The organism is Campylobacter concisus (assembly GCF_003049085.1).
In the GTDB taxonomy this organism is placed as follows: Bacteria; Campylobacterota; Campylobacteria; order Campylobacterales; family Campylobacteraceae; genus Campylobacter_A; species Campylobacter_A concisus_H.
The window spans coordinates 374,075-389,596 of record NZ_PIQX01000001.1 but is presented as its reverse complement, the minus strand read 5'-3'; the positions used below and the strand labels follow the sequence as shown (position 1 = coordinate 389,596).

Here is a 15,522-nt window from a genome sequence, read left to right as displayed (position 1 = left end):
ATTAGTATGGCAGAGAGAAAAACGCCTTTACATAAGGTAAGAAATATCGGTATTGCGGCTCATATTGATGCCGGAAAGACAACTACTAGTGAGAGAATTTTATTCTTTACTGGTATGAGCCATAAAATAGGTGAGGTTCATGATGGTGCTGCTACCATGGACTGGATGGAACAAGAAAAAGAGCGTGGTATTACTATTACTTCGGCTGCAACTACGGCATTTTGGAAGGGTTATCAAATAAACCTAATTGACACTCCGGGACACGTTGACTTTACTATCGAAGTTGAGCGTTCTATGCGTGTCCTTGATGGTGCTGTTTCAGTGTTTTGTTCTGTTGGTGGTGTTCAGCCACAATCAGAGACTGTTTGGAGACAAGCAAATAAATATCATGTACCAAGAATTGTTTTTGTTAATAAAATGGATAGAATTGGTGCAAATTTCTTTAGAGTTGAAGAGCAGATCAGGGAAAGACTAAAAGCAAACCCAATTCCTATTCAAATTCCTATAGGTGCTGAGGATAACTTTAGAGGTGTGGTTGACCTTGTAAGAATGAAAGCTTACGTTTGGAATGATGAGAAAAAACCAACTGACTATGTTGAAGAAGAAATTCCAGCTGAAGTTAAAGATAAAGCAGAGGAATACCGTGCAAAACTAATCGAAGCAGTTTCAGAGACAGATGATAGCTTGATGGAGAAATTTTTTGCTGGTGAAGAGCTAAGTGAAGAAGAGATTAAAAAAGGCATAAAAGCAGGCTGCTTGAGAATGACTATTACGCCTATGCTTTGCGGAACTGCGTTTAAGAACAAAGGTATCCAACCTCTGCTTGATGCTGTTGTTGATTATTTACCAGCTCCAGATGAGATCGCTGCGATAAATGGTGTTTATGAAGATGGCGCTGAAGTGACTGTTGAAAGTACAGATGATGGCGAATTTGCCGCTCTTGCGTTTAAGATTATGACTGACCCATTTGTTGGACAGCTAACATTTATCCGTGTTTATAGAGGAAGCCTTGAAAGTGGTAGCTATGCTTACAACACAGTTCAAGACTGCAAAGAGAGAATCGGTCGTTTGCTAAAAATGCACTCAAATAAACGTGAAGAGATTACTGAGCTTTTTGCTGGTGAGATCGGCGCTGTTGTTGGTCTAAAAAATACTCTAACAGGTGATACTCTAGCTAGCGAGAAAGATAAAGTTATCCTTGAGAGAATGGACTTCCCAGAGCCAGTCATTAGTGTTGCGGTTGAACCAAAAACAAAGGCAGACCAGGAAAAAATGGCAATAGCACTTCAAAAACTAGCTCAAGAAGATCCAAGTTTTAGAGTTAGTACAGACGAAGAGAGTGGTCAAACTATTATTAGCGGTATGGGTGAGCTTCACTTGGAGATCATAGTTGATCGTATGCTTCGTGAATTTAAGGTAGATGCTGAAGTTGGACAACCACAAGTTGCTTATCGTGAAACTATTCGTAAGACGGTTGAGCAAGAATATAAGTATGCTAAACAATCAGGCGGTCGTGGTCAATACGGTCACGTATTTTTACGTATTGAGCCGCTTCCAGCTGCTAGTGGATTTGAGTTTGTTAATGATATCAAAGGTGGTGTTGTTCCAAAAGAATATATTCCAGCTGTTGAAAAAGGCTGCAAAGAGGCACTTCAAAGTGGTGTTCTTGCTGGTTACCCAGTTGAAGACGTTAAAGTTACGCTATTTGATGGTAGCTACCATGAAGTTGACTCATCTGAAATGGCATTTAAGCTTGCTGCTTCAATGGGCTTTAAGGAAGGTGCTAGAAAGGCAGGTGCTGTTATTCTTGAGCCTATGATGAAGGTTGAAGTTGAAACTCCAGAAGAGTATATGGGTGATGTTATAGGCGACCTTAACAAACGCCGTGGCCAAGTAAATTCAATGGATGATAGAAATGGTGTGAAGATCATTGCAGCTTATTGTCCATTAGCTCAAATGTTTGGCTATTCAACAGATCTTCGCTCAATGACTCAAGGCCGTGCAACTTATTCAATGGAATTCGATCACTACGAAGAGGTTCCTAAAAACGTAAGTGATGAGATCATTAAAAAGAGAAATGGCTAATTAGCTAAAGAAGGACAGAGCAATCTGTCCTTTAAAAATTAAATCCTTATAAAATCTATCTACAAAAATATGAATTGTCCTCATAGCTCAGCTGGATAGAGCGTAGAATTCCTAATTCTAAGGTCACAGGTTCGAACCCTGTTGGGGACACCATCATACAATCGTAAAATACAAAGTGCCCAAACAAGTATTTTTTAAAATATTAAAACGTGCAATGAGATACAGTATTTTATAAAAAATATTCTTATGCTGATCAGTAAATAGAGTAAAAGAAAAAACACAAAGAATAGACTTTTAAAAATAAGATTACTAAAATCAAAGAAAAATTTTTATAAAAAATGTGTAATAGTAAGCAGCTATATTTTTCATCAATCTAGTTGGTTTATCTATATATGCATTCGTAGTGTGCTTAGCTTTTTTATCAACACGTTATATTATTAATTTTTATCTAAACTAATAAATTTTATCAACAAAAATTTTTATATATTTAATAATCCGTGCTAACATTTCAAAAATTTATTTAAGGAGAGTAGATGAAAAAAATTTTACTTTTAGGAGCTGTTTGTTGTATGTTGTCAGCTGATGTTAAAACTGTTAATATAAGCCCAGATGAGATCAAAAAATATGATCAGATTATCGATATAAGAACTCCATCTGAGTGGCAAGAGACTGGCGTTATCGCAGGTGCAAAGACTATAACTTTTAATCCAAACGATAAGAGCGCATTTTTAGAGGAGCTTTCAAAGGCAGTTGATGTCAAAAAACCTATTGCTCTTGTTTGTAGAAGTGGCAGAAGAAGCACAGCAGCAGCAGCAGCGATAGATAGCTCGGATCTTAAGATAATAAATTTAGATGGAGGTATGAGTAGCTTGATCGAGCAAGGCTATAAAACTACGCCTTATAAAAAATAGATAAATTTTTGTGATCCTACATTGACTACAAGATAAATTTATTTTGTAGTCAAATTTTATATCAAATAATAAAATTTATTATTTGATTAACCACTGATTAACTCTAGCTATATATAATTTCGTCATATTTATAATAAAGAAGGAGACAAAATGTCAAAAGTTATTTTACAATTAAATGTTATTCAGGCTGATGCAAATGCACTTTATATTAAATTTCACGATCTTCACTGGAATGTAAAAGGTATTCAATTTTTTAGTGTTCATGAATACACAGAAAAAGCTTATGAAGACATGAGTGAGATATTTGACGATGCAGCTGAGAGAGCTCTTATGCTTGGTGGCAGACCTATAGTTAAGGCTGAGGAGCTAGCAAAAGTTACTCATATCAAACACGAGCCAAAAGAAATTTATACTCCAACTGAGGTTTTAGAGATCGTCTTGGCCGATTATAAACACCTTTTGGGCGAGTTTAAAAAGCTTGACGAGCTTGCAGAAGGCGATACAACAACTCAGATGTACGCACAAGATCAAATAGCTAAATTTGAAAAAGCCATCTGGATGCTAAACGCAACACTTAGCAAATAACTACTAGCGGGAGTTTTCCCGCTCTATCTAAATAAATTCTACTTTTTGGCGATATTGATTTTATAAAATTTAAGGAGCCAAAATGAAGATTTCTCAAATCGCAAACTCATATAATAGTTCAAGCCTAAAAGAAAATGTAAAATCAGAAATTTCACTTCATAAAGATGAAAAGGATATCTCTAAAAAAGAGTCTGAAATTACAAATTTAACAGCCAAAGATATTTCAAATAGCTACTTTTTGCAGTATCAAAAAGAGATCGTTAAAAGTAGTAGTTCAAATTTATTAGCCCAAGGTGGCTTAAGCTTTAATGCGCCTAAAAATTTATCAGAAATTTTATCAGGACTTGATCTTGCAAGTATCGGCTATAATGGTAAATCTTTAAATGAGTTAAGTAGTGACGAGGCAAATGATCTTATTAGTGAGAATGGTTTTTTTGGTATCGCAAATACGGCTGAGAGGATAGCTAGCTTTGTGCTAAATGGTGCAGGTGATGACGTGGAAAAACTAAAAGCTGGTAGAGAGGGCGTGGCAAAGGGTTTTGAGGATGCGAAGAAAATTTGGGGAGGTGAGCTTCCTGAAATTTCACAAAAGACTATTGAAAAGACCCTTGAGACACTTGATAAAAAGATCGCCGAGCTTGGCGGTAACGTTTTAAATGTTTCAGCTTAACTATTTTAGGCAGGCTCGCCTAAGATAAATTTGTGTGATCGTGTATATAAATTTAGATACGAGCCTTTAATTTCCCACAAAATTTATTTAATCTTAAAAGTTATACTTCGCCGTTTTACACTAAGGAGAATAGATGAAAGCTAAAATTTTACTTCCACTGGCAACTGCTATCATGTTTTTGGGTTGCTCATTTTTTGAGGACAATCCACCAGTGCGAAAACAGCCAAGACAGGTCATGCAAAATACACCAGTAAAAAGCTCGATCAAAGGTTTTATAAAAGAGGTTACTTATAAAGATTCAAAATACTGCTATGAAATAGTGGCGAGCGATACAAAAAACCATAAACTTAATAAAGCAAATTTTTGTGCAAGTAAATACTATTATGATAAAGGCGACTTGGTCTATGCGACCTTTTATGCAGATAAGCTTATAGATATGCTTCTTATAAAAGAAGGTAGCTCTAGTGGCTTATATAATGGTATAAAAAAGCCACAAAATGAAGTGATTATTAAAAGAAAAAATGTAAAAACAAATATCGAAGTGCCAAAAGAGGAAAAAATTTCTTTTTAATTACCGTTGATTTACTGCTTGCTTATATAATTTCAACAGCAATCAAAACTAGAACTCCTTTTAAGGGGCAAAGCAACAGCCCCTTTTTCTTTTTACTCCTTTAAAATTTTGTCCTTGTTTTATTTAAAATTATCAACTTTTATCTATTTTTGATTAATTACGGTAAACGATCGGTAACTGAAATTAAAAATTTTAAGCTTCATGTTAAATTTTATTGATTATAATCGTCAGCACAAAACCTTAAAAGGAGAAAAAATGAAACTAACAAAAATTAGTTTAGCCACTTTGGTTGCTTTAGGTGCATTTTCAAGTGTAGCAAGTGCTACTCCACTTGAAGAAGCTATAAAAAATGTAGATCTTTCAGGATTTGCAAGATATAGATATACTCATACTCATGAATACAAGAAGTCACAAGATAATGTTTCAAAAAAGAATGGAACTAACGATGGCGATGGTCATAACTTTAAAATGATCGCAAATTTTAAAGCTGCTATCGATGATAACTTCTTTGGAGTTATCGGTTTAAGATATAATGCTACTGATGGCTCAGGCGATAATGCAGGCGCAGGAACAGATAAAACTAATACAACTGATCCATTTAAAGTTCATCAGTTCTATCTTGGCTATAAAGCTGGCAACACTACTATAACAGCTGGTAAACAAGAGATCGGCTCATACTTTACTGATGATGCTATCGGTACTGGCGTAAGAGTAGTAAATGAAGATATAGAAGGTCTTACTCTAACAGCTTTAGCTTTTGATGCTATTGAAGGTGATGATACTGAAAGTGATGGTGATTTATATAAGGTAACCAGCTATCTAAGTAGTTATGATGTCGGAAATCTATATGCAGCTGGTATCGCTGGCTCATATGATCCTATTAACTTCCAACTATGGTATGCTAGCCTAACAAATCTAGCTGACCTACTTGCAGCTGATGTTTCAGCAAATTTTGCTATTAATGATGATATTAGCTTAGGTGGTAGAATCAACTACGTAAATAGCTCAGCTGATAAAGAAGCAAAAAAACATGTATATTCATCACATGGTGATAAATACAATGATGGTAACTTCTATGCTGGTGAACTTTCAGCTTCACTATTTGGTCTTGATTTATCTGCTGGTTATATAGGTTGGAAAGTTCAAGATAAGGGCGCAACATCATTTAGTTTTGAAGATCAAGGTTCTCTAATAGATGCTGGTGAAGATGTATTTGATTGGACGCTTACAGAAGGTAAAGGTAACTTTTTCTATGCAACAAGTGCATATACATTTGATAAATTTACAGTTGGTTTGGATTATGTAAAAGGTAATATAAAAACTGCAGGAGCAAATAATCAAGATACAAAAGAGAAAATAGAAGAATTTGTTCCAAGATTTGCTTACCAATACAACAAAAAGCTAACATTTAGCTCATTCTATTCTTTCCAAACTCACAAATTACCTAGTGATGAGAAGACAAAAGAAGATAAATTCAGATTTGAGGCTAAATACTCATTCTAATCGTAGCTCATTAATCAACTTATGATATAATCCCGGGTCGGAGCAATCTGATCCGGGATTTTTAAATTTAGAGCAAAATTTTAAGGAAAGTTATGAAAAGTATTAAAATTTCTTTTTTGGCGTGTTTTTTGGTGGCAAATGCCTTTGCAGCTTCACAAGTCTACTATATAGAAGCTCGTGGTGAGTTTGGTAAAGAACTTGCTGAAATGGCAAAAAAGCAGGCTAATGATAGAAATGAAAAAGTAAATGTTTACGTTGATGAAGATCCAAGACGCTATAAAGATAATAGAATTTTAAAATTAGGTGTTGATAGAAAGGGCAGATATAGTGTTTCTTTAGGTAAGGAACTTTATGAAAAGCAATGTGCTAGCTGTCATGGTGAAAATGCTGATAAAAGGCCATTTGGTTCAACGCCTCTAAAAAATATGGATGCTAAGGATATTGAAGATAGCATCATCTCTTATAGAAGTGACTCAAGTTTTGGTGGAAGCGGTAAAAATGTAATGCAAAACCAAGCCAAAATTCTTTCAAATAATGACCTTGGTGCGATTCTTGCCTATCTAAAAGGCAAAGATGCATTTGCTGAACAAGACACAAATGAAAACAAACCGGTCTCTACTCAAACAAAGCAAGGCAGTTATTTAAGATAATTTTCACTTTGGTGGCTTTGTCATAATATAAATAAAAGGAAGCAGATGTTAAATCCAAAATCATTATTTTTAAGTATGGGCTCAGCTATCATTTTGATGATAATCTTTGCCATAGCTAGCGGAGCCGCTACGATAATAGAAAGTAAAACTAGTACAGAAGCTGCATGGTACTATGTTTATGGTGCCAGCTGGTTTGCGCTAATTCAACTACTTCTTGGTATAAATTTGACCTATAATATCTTTAGATACAACTTAATCGATCCCAAAAAACTCCCTTCGCTTACCTTTCACCTTGGTTTTATCGTTATCTTAATCGGTGCTGGTATAACAAGATATCTTGGCTTTGAGGCTGATATGCATATAAGAGAAAAAACTCAGTCAAATATCGTTACGACAAAAATATCCTATTTAAATTTAACCGCATTAAACGATAATGGAGAAGAGATAAGCGCTGCTTTGCCACTAGGAATTTCTGATGCAAAAAAAGGTTTTGATCTAAAGCTAAAAATAGCAGATAATGAAGCTAATTTAAAATTTAAAGAATTTGTGCCAAATGCAAGTTATAAGTTTGTGGATGATAAAAACGGGCAACCAGTAGTGGAATTTGTGGTTTCAAACGAGAGTGAAAGTGAAGAAATCTTCTTGTTAGAAGAAGAGGAAGCAAGAGTTGCAGATATTAGTTTTATCTTTAATGCTAAGCCAGATGAGAGTAAAAAATATGTGCTTTTTAAATTAGTGGACGGAAATTTCACAGTTACTTCAAATACTGATCTTTCAAAATTTACAATGAGTGATAGCTCAAAAACTGAGTTAAAAGCTGGTAGTGTAAATGATTTTGGCATGGGCAGTCTTTATACTATTTCAAATATAAATTTTGCTCCAAGATTAGTTTCGACTCATGCTTTAAGAAAGCTAGTTAGCACAAAAGATAGCGAATTTAACGCCTTGATAGCTGAATTAAATTATAAAGGCGAGAGTAAAGAGATGCATATTTTTTATAACCTAACAGAGCCTTCACGCTTGGCTGTGGCTGGACAAAAATTTAATGCTTCATGGGGCGCACAGCAAGTTAAACTTCCGTTTAGCTTATACTTAAAAGACTTTGAGCTTAAAAGATATCCTGGCTCAAATTCGCCTATGAGCTATTCAAGTGAAGTTATTGTAAAAGATGATACAAACATGTCGGGGCTTGACTATAAAATTTATATGAATCATGTGCTTGACTATGATGGCTATAGATTCTTCCAGAGTTCATACGATACAGATGAAAAAGGAACCATTCTCTCTGTCAATAAAGATCCAGGCAAGATACCAACTTATATTGGCTACTTTTTGCTTGGATTTGGCTTTGTGTTAAATGTTGTAAATCCTGGTAGTCGTTTTAGAAAGCTAGCTAAGTTAATCGACAATGAATCAACAAAAGGTGGTAAAAAGGTTGTTGCTATCATTGCCATTATGCTTTTAAGTTTGAATTTTAGCTCATTAAAGGCTGAAGACTTTTTACCTAATATCAGCAAAGAGCACACACAAAAGCTTTCTAGACTTATTGTGCAAAGCTCAGATGGTAGAATGAAGCCATTTGATACGCTTAGTAAAGAGGTTTTAAACAAAATTCACAGAGGCGAGAGTATAGGTGGTCTAAATTCAAACCAAGCGACGCTTTCAATAATGGTAACGCCTGATTTTTGGCGAAGTGAAAAAATTATCTCACTTGGACAAAGTAAGGAGCTAAAAAAAGAGCTTGGCATAGATGAAAATGCAAAGTATGCAAGTTTTAATGATTTTTTTAGAGCCACAAAAGATGGCGGAAGTGAATATAAACTCACAAAATTTGCCGAAATTGCTAATCGCAAGCACCCTGGATCGCGCAATACGTTTGATAAAGACGTAATCAAGATCGATGAGAGATTGAATGTTTTTTATATGATATTTATTGGTGAAATTTTTAAAATTTTTCCAAAACAAGATGATCCATCAAACTCTTGGTATTCGCCTGCTAGTGCAATGATGTACTTTCCGCCTAAAGAGGCCGATCTAGTCATTAATATGATGAGAGAGTATTTTGCAGCAGTTGATGCGGCAACAAAAGATAATGATTGGAGCAAGGCTGATGCTGCACTTGATAAAATTTCAGCCTATCAGCAAAAGTATGGCTCTGCTGTAATGCCTAGTGAAGAAAAGATAAATATAGAAATTTTGTTTAATAAAATTCAAATTTTTGAGCGATTGACACCGGTTTATCTTTTAACAGGCCTTGTGCTTTTGTTTTTTGTATTTATCAAAATGTTAATTCCAAAAGGTCAAATAGATAGAACTGTAAATATATCAATTCCAAAATTTAAAGGAAAAGGAGTTGTAAAGAATATAGCAAAATTGCTTGTCTTTTTGGGCTATGTGGTTCAATGGTTGCTTACAAGAGTTACTATGAACGGTATTGTAAAGATCGTATATGCTATAAATTTACTAGCTTTTCTTGCTCATACTGTTGGGCTTGGGCTTCGTTGGTACATTGCTGAGCATGCGCCTTGGAGTAACGCTTATGAATCAATGGTCTATATCGCTTGGGCTCTAGGATTTTCTGGTATCGTCTTTGCAAAACGTAGCCCTATCGCTCTTGCTCTTACGTCTATATTGGCTGGTGTTACATTGTTTGTTGCGCACCTTAGCTGGATGGATCCGCAGATCACTACACTTGTGCCAGTGCTTCAAAGCTACTGGCTAACAATACACGTTTCTGTTATTACTGCAAGTTATGGATTTTTAGGGCTTTGCGCGTTACTTGGTGGCTTTACACTATTGCTTATCATTTTGCAAAATAAGAAAAAACCAAATCCAGAAATTTCTCGCAATATCCTCGAAGCCACCCGCATAAATGAGATGGCTATGATACTAGGACTTAGTTTACTTACTCTTGGAAATTTCCTGGGCGGTGTTTGGGCGAACGAGAGTTGGGGCAGATATTGGGGCTGGGACAGCAAGGAGACTTGGGCGCTAGTTTCGATACTTGTTTATGCTGCAGTTCTTCATATAAGATTTATTCCAAAGCTAAATAACCAGTATGCATTTGCGGTGGCTTCATTCTTTGCTTATTGGTCGATTATTATGACTTATTTTGGCGTAAATTTTTATTTAGCTGGCATGCACTCGTATGCAGCTGGCGATCCATTACCAGTGCCTGATTTTGTCTGGATTAGTATCGTAATAATGGTGCTTATGAGTGTTTTAGCATTTACAAAGCGCTCACTTTGCTCAAGGCTTTAGATGCTAATAAAAGGTTTAATAGTTTTCTTTATTGTATTGCTATTAATTGCAATTTGCGCGTTAATCTATCTACTTTTAAGAAATAGAGATTATAGCGCCGAAATAAAGGAGCTTGCATTAGAAAAAGAAGAGATAACAATCGAAAAGCTTGAAAAGCTTGCCGGTGATAATAGCCTAAGTAAAAACGAGCTTTTCGAACTTATTCAAATTTTTGTAGGAAATTTTAGTATACCAGCTAAAAATAACCAAGTCATGCCAAAAGAGGCAAACAACTATATAAATTTTATAATTTTAATCTGCTCTCATAAAAATTCTGATGCAAAGCTCATTAGTTTTTTAGACAAAGAGGCTAAAAAGAAAAATCCAAGCTACATTGTTGAAATAGAAGAGAGTGAGAAAATTGGCATAGAAAATCGTAAAAATCGTAGATAAATTTATTCAAAAAAAGTGTAGTTAAAATATCTTAAAATTAAATTTGGTATAAAAATGAGTTCTTATGATATTGATTCTATGTATGTGATATTTCTTATTCTCTTTTCAATCGTATTGCCTATATTTTTGATAATTCCTGCAGGTAGATATAACATAAAGGTTTATGCGAGTAAATTTGATCTAATCGGACTTCATCTAATTTTTCCAATCATTATATTACCTGCTTTGGTAGGTACTTTTATTTTAGTTTGTAGCTTTTTAAATATTTCAGATTATGTTGGTTTAGGCTTTATATTCTATGCTTTTTTGATTCTAATGATAGCTTATATAATTTATGGTTTTTATGTTTGTATCAGATATAACTACGGCTTTTTTCATTGTATCGTAGCGCTTTTCTTAAGATTTAATTATGTTACCCCGCTTATTTGTCTGCTCTTTTTAGGCGGAAAAAACTACAAAGATGACAAAGAGATAACTTCTAAAAATATTAAAGACTTAAATCTTTTTGATCAGTTTAGATTTTCCATTTATAATTTAATTGCTATTAGAAACTAAAAGTATTTTAAGAGCATTAAAGACTTTGTAATTAGAGAAATTTATTAAAAGCAATAAAAGCAAAAGAAATTTTTATATCTTTCTTGTTTTAAAATTTTAGTCCAAAGCAGGCTTTTGTTTTGTCTTATCGTTTTTAAGCTTATCTTTTTTGGCTTCAAATTCAGCTATTACATTTGCATCAGGAAATAAATATCCATCCTCAATCATCAGATCAACTGCTTTTTTAAACATAGGTAAGGCACTTTGAGCACCGAAGTAGTAGTAAGGTTTTTTAGGATCCCTTGCTAAAACGCCTATTGTGTAACTATTGCCTCTTGTGTCATTTGCAAAGCCAAAAAATGAGCCATTGTATGTATTGCTGTATCCACCACTACCTGAAGCAATGTGTGCAGTTCCAGTCTTGCCACCTATCTCAAGCCCTGGCGTAAAGGCTTTTAGTCCAGTACCTTTCTCAACCGTTTTTATTAAAATTCTCTTCATTATCTTTGCGGTTTCTTGTGATATAACTTGAGCTGGCTCGGACTTTGGCAAATCGTATCTTTTTCCATTTCTCTCTAAGTAGGCAACCATGTGAGGAGTAACTTCAATGCCTTTATTATTAAATGTATTATAGGCTTTTAAAAGCTGCATAAATGTAGCTTGCAAGCCGTATCCGTAGCTCACAGTCGCCTTATATGTCGATGAGTTTAGCTTTGTAACTGTTGGCATCATACCTACTTGCTCGTAAGGTAGATCTATGCCAGTCTTTCTTGAAAAGCCAAAATTTAAAAGTCCTTGATAAATTTGTGGCCCATTTAAACGCTCAACAAGCTGAATCATGCCGATGTTTGAACTGTGTACGATTATATCTTCAGCGCTCATAAAAGGCTCTGGATGGGTATCTTTGATTATCCTTTTGCCAAGTTGGTATCGGCCATTATAGGTATTTACAAGCTCAAATGGATTTACTTTCTTCTCTTGAAGTAAGATAGAAAATATAAATGGCTTAAAAACCGAGCCAACTTCATAAGCATATTCACTAACGGTCGAATTTAGAGCGCTATAATCTTGCTTTCTTATATTCGAAGGATCATATCTTGAGCTAGAGGCTAGGGCTAAAATTTCTCCATTTTTGCTATTCATTATGCATATAACTAACTCTTTTGCATCTAGAAATTCACGCTTTTCATCTAAAATTTGCTCTAGTTTGGTTTGAAATTTAAGCGGTATAGAAAGCACCGCATTGTAGCCATCTACTCTTGTTGCTAAATTTGAGTCACTTGTTAAAATAATATTATTTCCAATATCGCGAGGCCCTAAAATTTTTGCATTTTGTATAGGAGCTAAATAATCTTCATAATATCTCTCAAGGCCTTTTACGCCTTTGCTTTTTGTAAGTGCGTCACTTTCAGTTTTGCTCACGTAGCCAATAGCTGGTGTGAGGGCGTCTTTTGACATAAATTTACGATTTTGGCCACTCTCCATTACTCTCATGCCCTGAAATGAAGCAAGGCCTGTTTTTGGATCAAGGTATGAAACCAAAATACTCTTGCGATTTAGCTTTCTTGAGAGCTCTTGAAGGTAGGTAGCGCCCTTTGCATCAATACTATATGAGAGCGTAACGATGCCTTTTGTGCCATTTATGATCTTTCTTACTTTGTTTGGATCGTCGCCACTGTAAAGCGAATATAGCTTGATAAACATCTCTTTTTTATTAGGATCGATGTTCCTAGTATCAAGCATTACTTTGTAGAGCTTTTGGCTTGAAGAGATGCTAAAGCCATCTTTTGTGATTATATTGCCACGAATTGCCGTATTTATATCGCTTGTTTGAAGTCTAGGAAGCTTTCGCTCGATACTTGCTCTATAAAATATGACAAGTACGAATATTGAAATTCCAAAAGTAATTAATAAAAAAAGTATGGTTATTTTTGATTTTCTGGAATTCATTAATAACTTAAATTTGTGTTCTAGAAATTTCTTTATAAGCGCTTAGTGCTTTGTTGCGAATTTCTAGCATAAGCTTCATGCTAGTCTCTGCTTTGCCTATCGCAATAGCAGCTTGGTGAAGATCTTTTACCTCGCCAGTTGCAAGATCGGCTATGGCTTTATCAGCGTTGATTTGGACTTTATTTAGCTCTTTTAAAGAGTCGTTTAAAGCATTTTCAAAGCCGCCTTCTTCGCCTGCTTTCGCTATTTTATTTGAATTTTCATTTTTATTTATTTTGTCTAAATTTATACTATTTATCATTATGCTTGTCCTGAAATAAGTGATATCGCACTTTGTGCTATTGTTTTTGCATTTTGAAAGGCTGCCACATTTGCTTGATATGCCCTTGTTGCTTCAAGTAGGTCAGACATCTCAATGACCGGATTTATATTTGGAAATGCGACGTAGCCATTTGCATTTGCGTCTGGGTGGCTTGGGTCGTATTTTAGCTGAAAGTCCTTATCATCACGCACTACTTTATCCACGATCACGCTAGTTAGGGCAGGGTGAGCGTTTCTTGGTGAGCTTGGGTCGTCAAGCGGATTTTCATACTCGAGTAGACTTTGTGAGCTTTTAAGCTGATCGTTTAAAATTTTATCAAAATTCATCTCTTTAAAGATCACCTCTTGTCTTCTATATGGTCCACCTTCAGCCGTTCTTGTGGTTTGAGCATTTGCTATGTTTGAGCTGATGACGTTCATCCTGAAGCGTTGCGCACTTAGTCCGTATCCACTAATATCAAAATCATTTAAATATGACATCATCTCTCCTAGTTCTTAGCACTTGCATCTATTACGCTTTTAAAGATATTGCTTTGAGCCTTGTAGGCGTTATCAAGGGCGTTTATCATAACTGTATTTTTGCCCATTTCTGTTGTTTCCACGTCAAGGTCGACTGTATTTGCGTCATTTCTAGCCATATGACCATCGCGCAAGAAAATTTGAGCTGTGTCGCTTTTTGGAAAATCAACTACAGCCATATGTGCTTCGTTTGTCTTAGCAAGTTGTAGCTTTTTTTGGCTTGAAGTGTTATAAATTTCATTTGCTTTTTCTTTTAAAACATCTTCAAATCTTATATCTCTAGCTTTATAAAATGGTGTATCAACGTTTACAAGATTGCCAGAGATTAGTTTTTGGCGTAGTTCTCTGCCTGCAAGAGCTGATTCAACAAGTGGGCTAGATTTTGATTTATCTAAAACAAACATTTAAAATCCTTATGAAATTTCACATTTTTATAAGCAAACGATGTTCCAAATATAGGGCAAATTTATTTTGTCTCATAAATTTTTGCCAGATCTTCTTTCATTTTTGTGACTTTTATACCACCAAGATAGTATTTTACCCCGTATTGTCCGCTATCTACGTCTGTTAAAATTTGATATTCGCCATTTTTTATCACTACTTTAAAAGGTAGTGCGATCTCGTGTTTATATTCGATGTCTCTTACGATCTGTTCGGCAAGTCTGTCATTTATCTTTTGATCGTTTGTTATGAAATAGTAGGCATTAAATTTTTGCATAAATTCATGCAAAACATACTCATTTGTGACATTTTCAAAATGAGTTAGTCCAATTAGTGTAAATTTATCTTTGTTTTCAAGCTGATATTTTGTAAGTTCGGCTGCCTCTTTTTGGCAAGGCGGGCAAAATGTACCAAAAATGTCGATCATTAAAACCTTATTTTCATCATTTTTGATGGCAAAGCCGTGATCTTTTCTAACTAAAGTAAGCTCCTTGCCGCTTACATCCACAAGTTTAACCTCTTCATTTGGACTAAATTCTTTAAAATTTACACTACCGCTCTCATCTTCACCACAACCAAAAAAAGCAAATAAAGTGATTATTAAAACAAGCAAATTCTTCATCTTATCCCTTAAACGTATCTTTTTATGGCAGCTCTTGCCTCTTTGTCTGCCTCGCGTCTTTTTAGAGTCTCGCGTTTATCGTGTAAATTTTTACCTTTTGCAAGGGCTAGTCTTGCTTTTACGATGTTTTTTTCGCTTAGGTAAAGTGCTAAAACAACTAGAGTAAGCCCATCTTGTGAGACTTGACCGAAAATTTTATCAATCTGCTTTCTATGCATCAAAAGTTTTCTGGCTGCTCGCTCATTTGGACGAAATGCGCTATGTGTAGTCTCAAGATAGCTAATATGGGCGTTTAATAAAAAAAGCTCACCCTTTATGACACGCACAAAGCTATCTTTTAAATTTGCTCTGCCAGCCCTTAGAGCCTTGACTTCGCTGCCTTTTAAAACGATGCCAGCCTCGAAGGTTTCAAGTATACTAAAGTCATGCAAAGCTTTTTTGTTTTTTGCTAGATCTTTTATCAAAAT

16 protein-coding genes and 1 tRNA gene are annotated in these 15,522 nt (G+C 35.0%); 11 read left to right on the top strand and 6 right to left on the bottom strand.

All coding sequences use genetic code 11. The features are described 5' to 3' along the window. The first annotated feature begins 6 nt into the window (after positions 1 to 6). From fusA to CVT13_RS01940, 11 genes are all read left to right on the top strand, one after another. The gene (gene fusA, locus CVT13_RS01990; RefSeq protein WP_021090828.1) at positions 7 to 2,085 is read left to right on the top strand and encodes an elongation factor G; all 2,079 of its coding nucleotides are present in this window, start codon (positions 7 to 9) and stop codon (positions 2,083 to 2,085) included. Positions 2,086 to 2,161: 76 nt separating this feature from the next. Then, positions 2,162 to 2,238: transfer RNA gene (locus CVT13_RS01985), tRNA-Arg, on the top strand. A gap of 380 nt (positions 2,239 to 2,618) precedes the next feature. Then, complete coding sequence (locus CVT13_RS01980) at positions 2,619 to 2,996, top strand: rhodanese-like domain-containing protein (protein WP_103580606.1); 378 nt, start codon at positions 2,619 to 2,621, stop codon at positions 2,994 to 2,996. Positions 2,997 to 3,146: 150 nt separating this feature from the next. Beyond that, complete coding sequence (locus tag CVT13_RS01975; protein WP_021090517.1) at positions 3,147 to 3,581, top strand: Dps family protein; 435 nt, start codon at positions 3,147 to 3,149, stop codon at positions 3,579 to 3,581. An 82-nt stretch (positions 3,582 to 3,663) separates the two neighbouring features. Then, on the top strand, positions 3,664 to 4,251 hold the full coding sequence (locus tag CVT13_RS01970; protein ID WP_107811426.1) for a hydrogenase-4 component G: 588 nt from the start codon (positions 3,664 to 3,666) through the stop codon (positions 4,249 to 4,251). A 133-nt stretch (positions 4,252 to 4,384) separates the two neighbouring features. After that, entirely contained in the window at positions 4,385 to 4,822 is a 438-nt protein-coding gene (locus CVT13_RS01965) for a hypothetical protein (RefSeq protein ID WP_107811425.1), read from the top strand. 255 nt (positions 4,823 to 5,077) lie between these two features. Further along, complete coding sequence (locus CVT13_RS01960) at positions 5,078 to 6,325, top strand: major outer membrane protein (protein WP_107811424.1); 1,248 nt, start codon at positions 5,078 to 5,080, stop codon at positions 6,323 to 6,325. A gap of 92 nt (positions 6,326 to 6,417) precedes the next feature. Beyond that, the gene (locus CVT13_RS01955) at positions 6,418 to 6,975 is read left to right on the top strand and encodes a c-type cytochrome (RefSeq protein WP_087578611.1); all 558 of its coding nucleotides are present in this window, start codon (positions 6,418 to 6,420) and stop codon (positions 6,973 to 6,975) included. A gap of 45 nt (positions 6,976 to 7,020) precedes the next feature. Beyond that, positions 7,021 to 10,236, top strand: a complete 3,216-nt coding sequence (gene ccsA / locus CVT13_RS01950) for a cytochrome c biogenesis protein CcsA (RefSeq protein ID WP_107811423.1) — start codon at positions 7,021 to 7,023, stop codon at positions 10,234 to 10,236. Further along, on the top strand, positions 10,237 to 10,668 hold the full coding sequence (locus CVT13_RS01945; RefSeq protein ID WP_084108329.1) for a fatty-acid--CoA ligase: 432 nt from the start codon (positions 10,237 to 10,239) through the stop codon (positions 10,666 to 10,668). A gap of 54 nt (positions 10,669 to 10,722) precedes the next feature. Continuing rightward, positions 10,723 to 11,223, top strand: coding sequence for a hypothetical protein (locus CVT13_RS01940; RefSeq protein ID WP_234411946.1), 501 nt, complete (start codon positions 10,723 to 10,725; stop codon positions 11,221 to 11,223). A gap of 96 nt (positions 11,224 to 11,319) precedes the next feature. On the opposite strand, the gene CVT13_RS01935 is transcribed toward CVT13_RS01940, so the two are convergent. The 6 genes from CVT13_RS01935 to smpB all read right to left on the bottom strand — a co-directional run bounded on the left by CVT13_RS01935 (position 11,320) and on the right by smpB (position 15,516). Next, the gene (locus tag CVT13_RS01935) at positions 11,320 to 13,152 is read right to left on the bottom strand and encodes a peptidoglycan D,D-transpeptidase FtsI family protein (protein ID WP_107811422.1); all 1,833 of its coding nucleotides are present in this window, start codon (positions 13,150 to 13,152) and stop codon (positions 11,320 to 11,322) included. A gap of 7 nt (positions 13,153 to 13,159) precedes the next feature. Continuing rightward, the gene (gene fliE, locus CVT13_RS01930) at positions 13,160 to 13,453 is read right to left on the bottom strand and encodes a flagellar hook-basal body complex protein FliE (protein ID WP_021090507.1); all 294 of its coding nucleotides are present in this window, start codon (positions 13,451 to 13,453) and stop codon (positions 13,160 to 13,162) included. Beyond that, the gene (flgC, locus tag CVT13_RS01925) at positions 13,453 to 13,953 is read right to left on the bottom strand and encodes a flagellar basal body rod protein FlgC (protein ID WP_054196420.1); all 501 of its coding nucleotides are present in this window, start codon (positions 13,951 to 13,953) and stop codon (positions 13,453 to 13,455) included. The genes fliE and flgC overlap by 1 nt, the downstream gene beginning before the upstream one ends. Positions 13,954 to 13,961: 8 nt before the next feature. Beyond that, positions 13,962 to 14,396, bottom strand: coding sequence for a flagellar basal body rod protein FlgB (gene flgB / locus CVT13_RS01920; RefSeq protein ID WP_107811421.1), 435 nt, complete (start codon positions 14,394 to 14,396; stop codon positions 13,962 to 13,964). 62 nt (positions 14,397 to 14,458) lie between these two features. Continuing rightward, positions 14,459 to 15,055, bottom strand: a complete 597-nt coding sequence (locus tag CVT13_RS01915; RefSeq protein ID WP_107811420.1) for a thioredoxin — start codon at positions 15,053 to 15,055, stop codon at positions 14,459 to 14,461. 8 nt (positions 15,056 to 15,063) lie between these two features. After that, positions 15,064 to 15,516, bottom strand: coding sequence for an SsrA-binding protein SmpB (smpB, locus tag CVT13_RS01910; RefSeq protein ID WP_035167311.1), 453 nt, complete (start codon positions 15,514 to 15,516; stop codon positions 15,064 to 15,066). Between the last annotated feature and the right edge of the window lie 6 nt (positions 15,517 to 15,522).

Coding starts and splice junctions, on each gene's coding strand:
- fusA (WP_021090828.1), top strand. CDS start 7: ATGGCAGAGAGAAAAACGCCTTTACATAAGGTAAGAAATATCGGTATT.
- CVT13_RS01980 (WP_103580606.1), top strand. CDS start 2,619: ATGAAAAAAATTTTACTTTTAGGAGCTGTTTGTTGTATGTTGTCAGCT.
- CVT13_RS01975 (WP_021090517.1), top strand. CDS start 3,147: ATGTCAAAAGTTATTTTACAATTAAATGTTATTCAGGCTGATGCAAAT.
- CVT13_RS01970 (WP_107811426.1), top strand. CDS start 3,664: ATGAAGATTTCTCAAATCGCAAACTCATATAATAGTTCAAGCCTAAAA.
- CVT13_RS01965 (WP_107811425.1), top strand. CDS start 4,385: ATGAAAGCTAAAATTTTACTTCCACTGGCAACTGCTATCATGTTTTTG.
- CVT13_RS01960 (WP_107811424.1), top strand. CDS start 5,078: ATGAAACTAACAAAAATTAGTTTAGCCACTTTGGTTGCTTTAGGTGCA.
- CVT13_RS01955 (WP_087578611.1), top strand. CDS start 6,418: ATGAAAAGTATTAAAATTTCTTTTTTGGCGTGTTTTTTGGTGGCAAAT.
- ccsA (WP_107811423.1), top strand. CDS start 7,021: ATGTTAAATCCAAAATCATTATTTTTAAGTATGGGCTCAGCTATCATT.
- CVT13_RS01945 (WP_084108329.1), top strand. CDS start 10,237: ATGCTAATAAAAGGTTTAATAGTTTTCTTTATTGTATTGCTATTAATT.
- CVT13_RS01940 (WP_234411946.1), top strand. CDS start 10,723: ATGAGTTCTTATGATATTGATTCTATGTATGTGATATTTCTTATTCTC.
- CVT13_RS01935 (WP_107811422.1), bottom strand. CDS start 13,152: ATGAATTCCAGAAAATCAAAAATAACCATACTTTTTTTATTAATTACT.
- fliE (WP_021090507.1), bottom strand. CDS start 13,453: ATGATAAATAGTATAAATTTAGACAAAATAAATAAAAATGAAAATTCA.
- flgC (WP_054196420.1), bottom strand. CDS start 13,953: ATGTCATATTTAAATGATTTTGATATTAGTGGATACGGACTAAGTGCG.
- flgB (WP_107811421.1), bottom strand. CDS start 14,396: ATGTTTGTTTTAGATAAATCAAAATCTAGCCCACTTGTTGAATCAGCT.
- CVT13_RS01915 (WP_107811420.1), bottom strand. CDS start 15,055: ATGAAGAATTTGCTTGTTTTAATAATCACTTTATTTGCTTTTTTTGGT.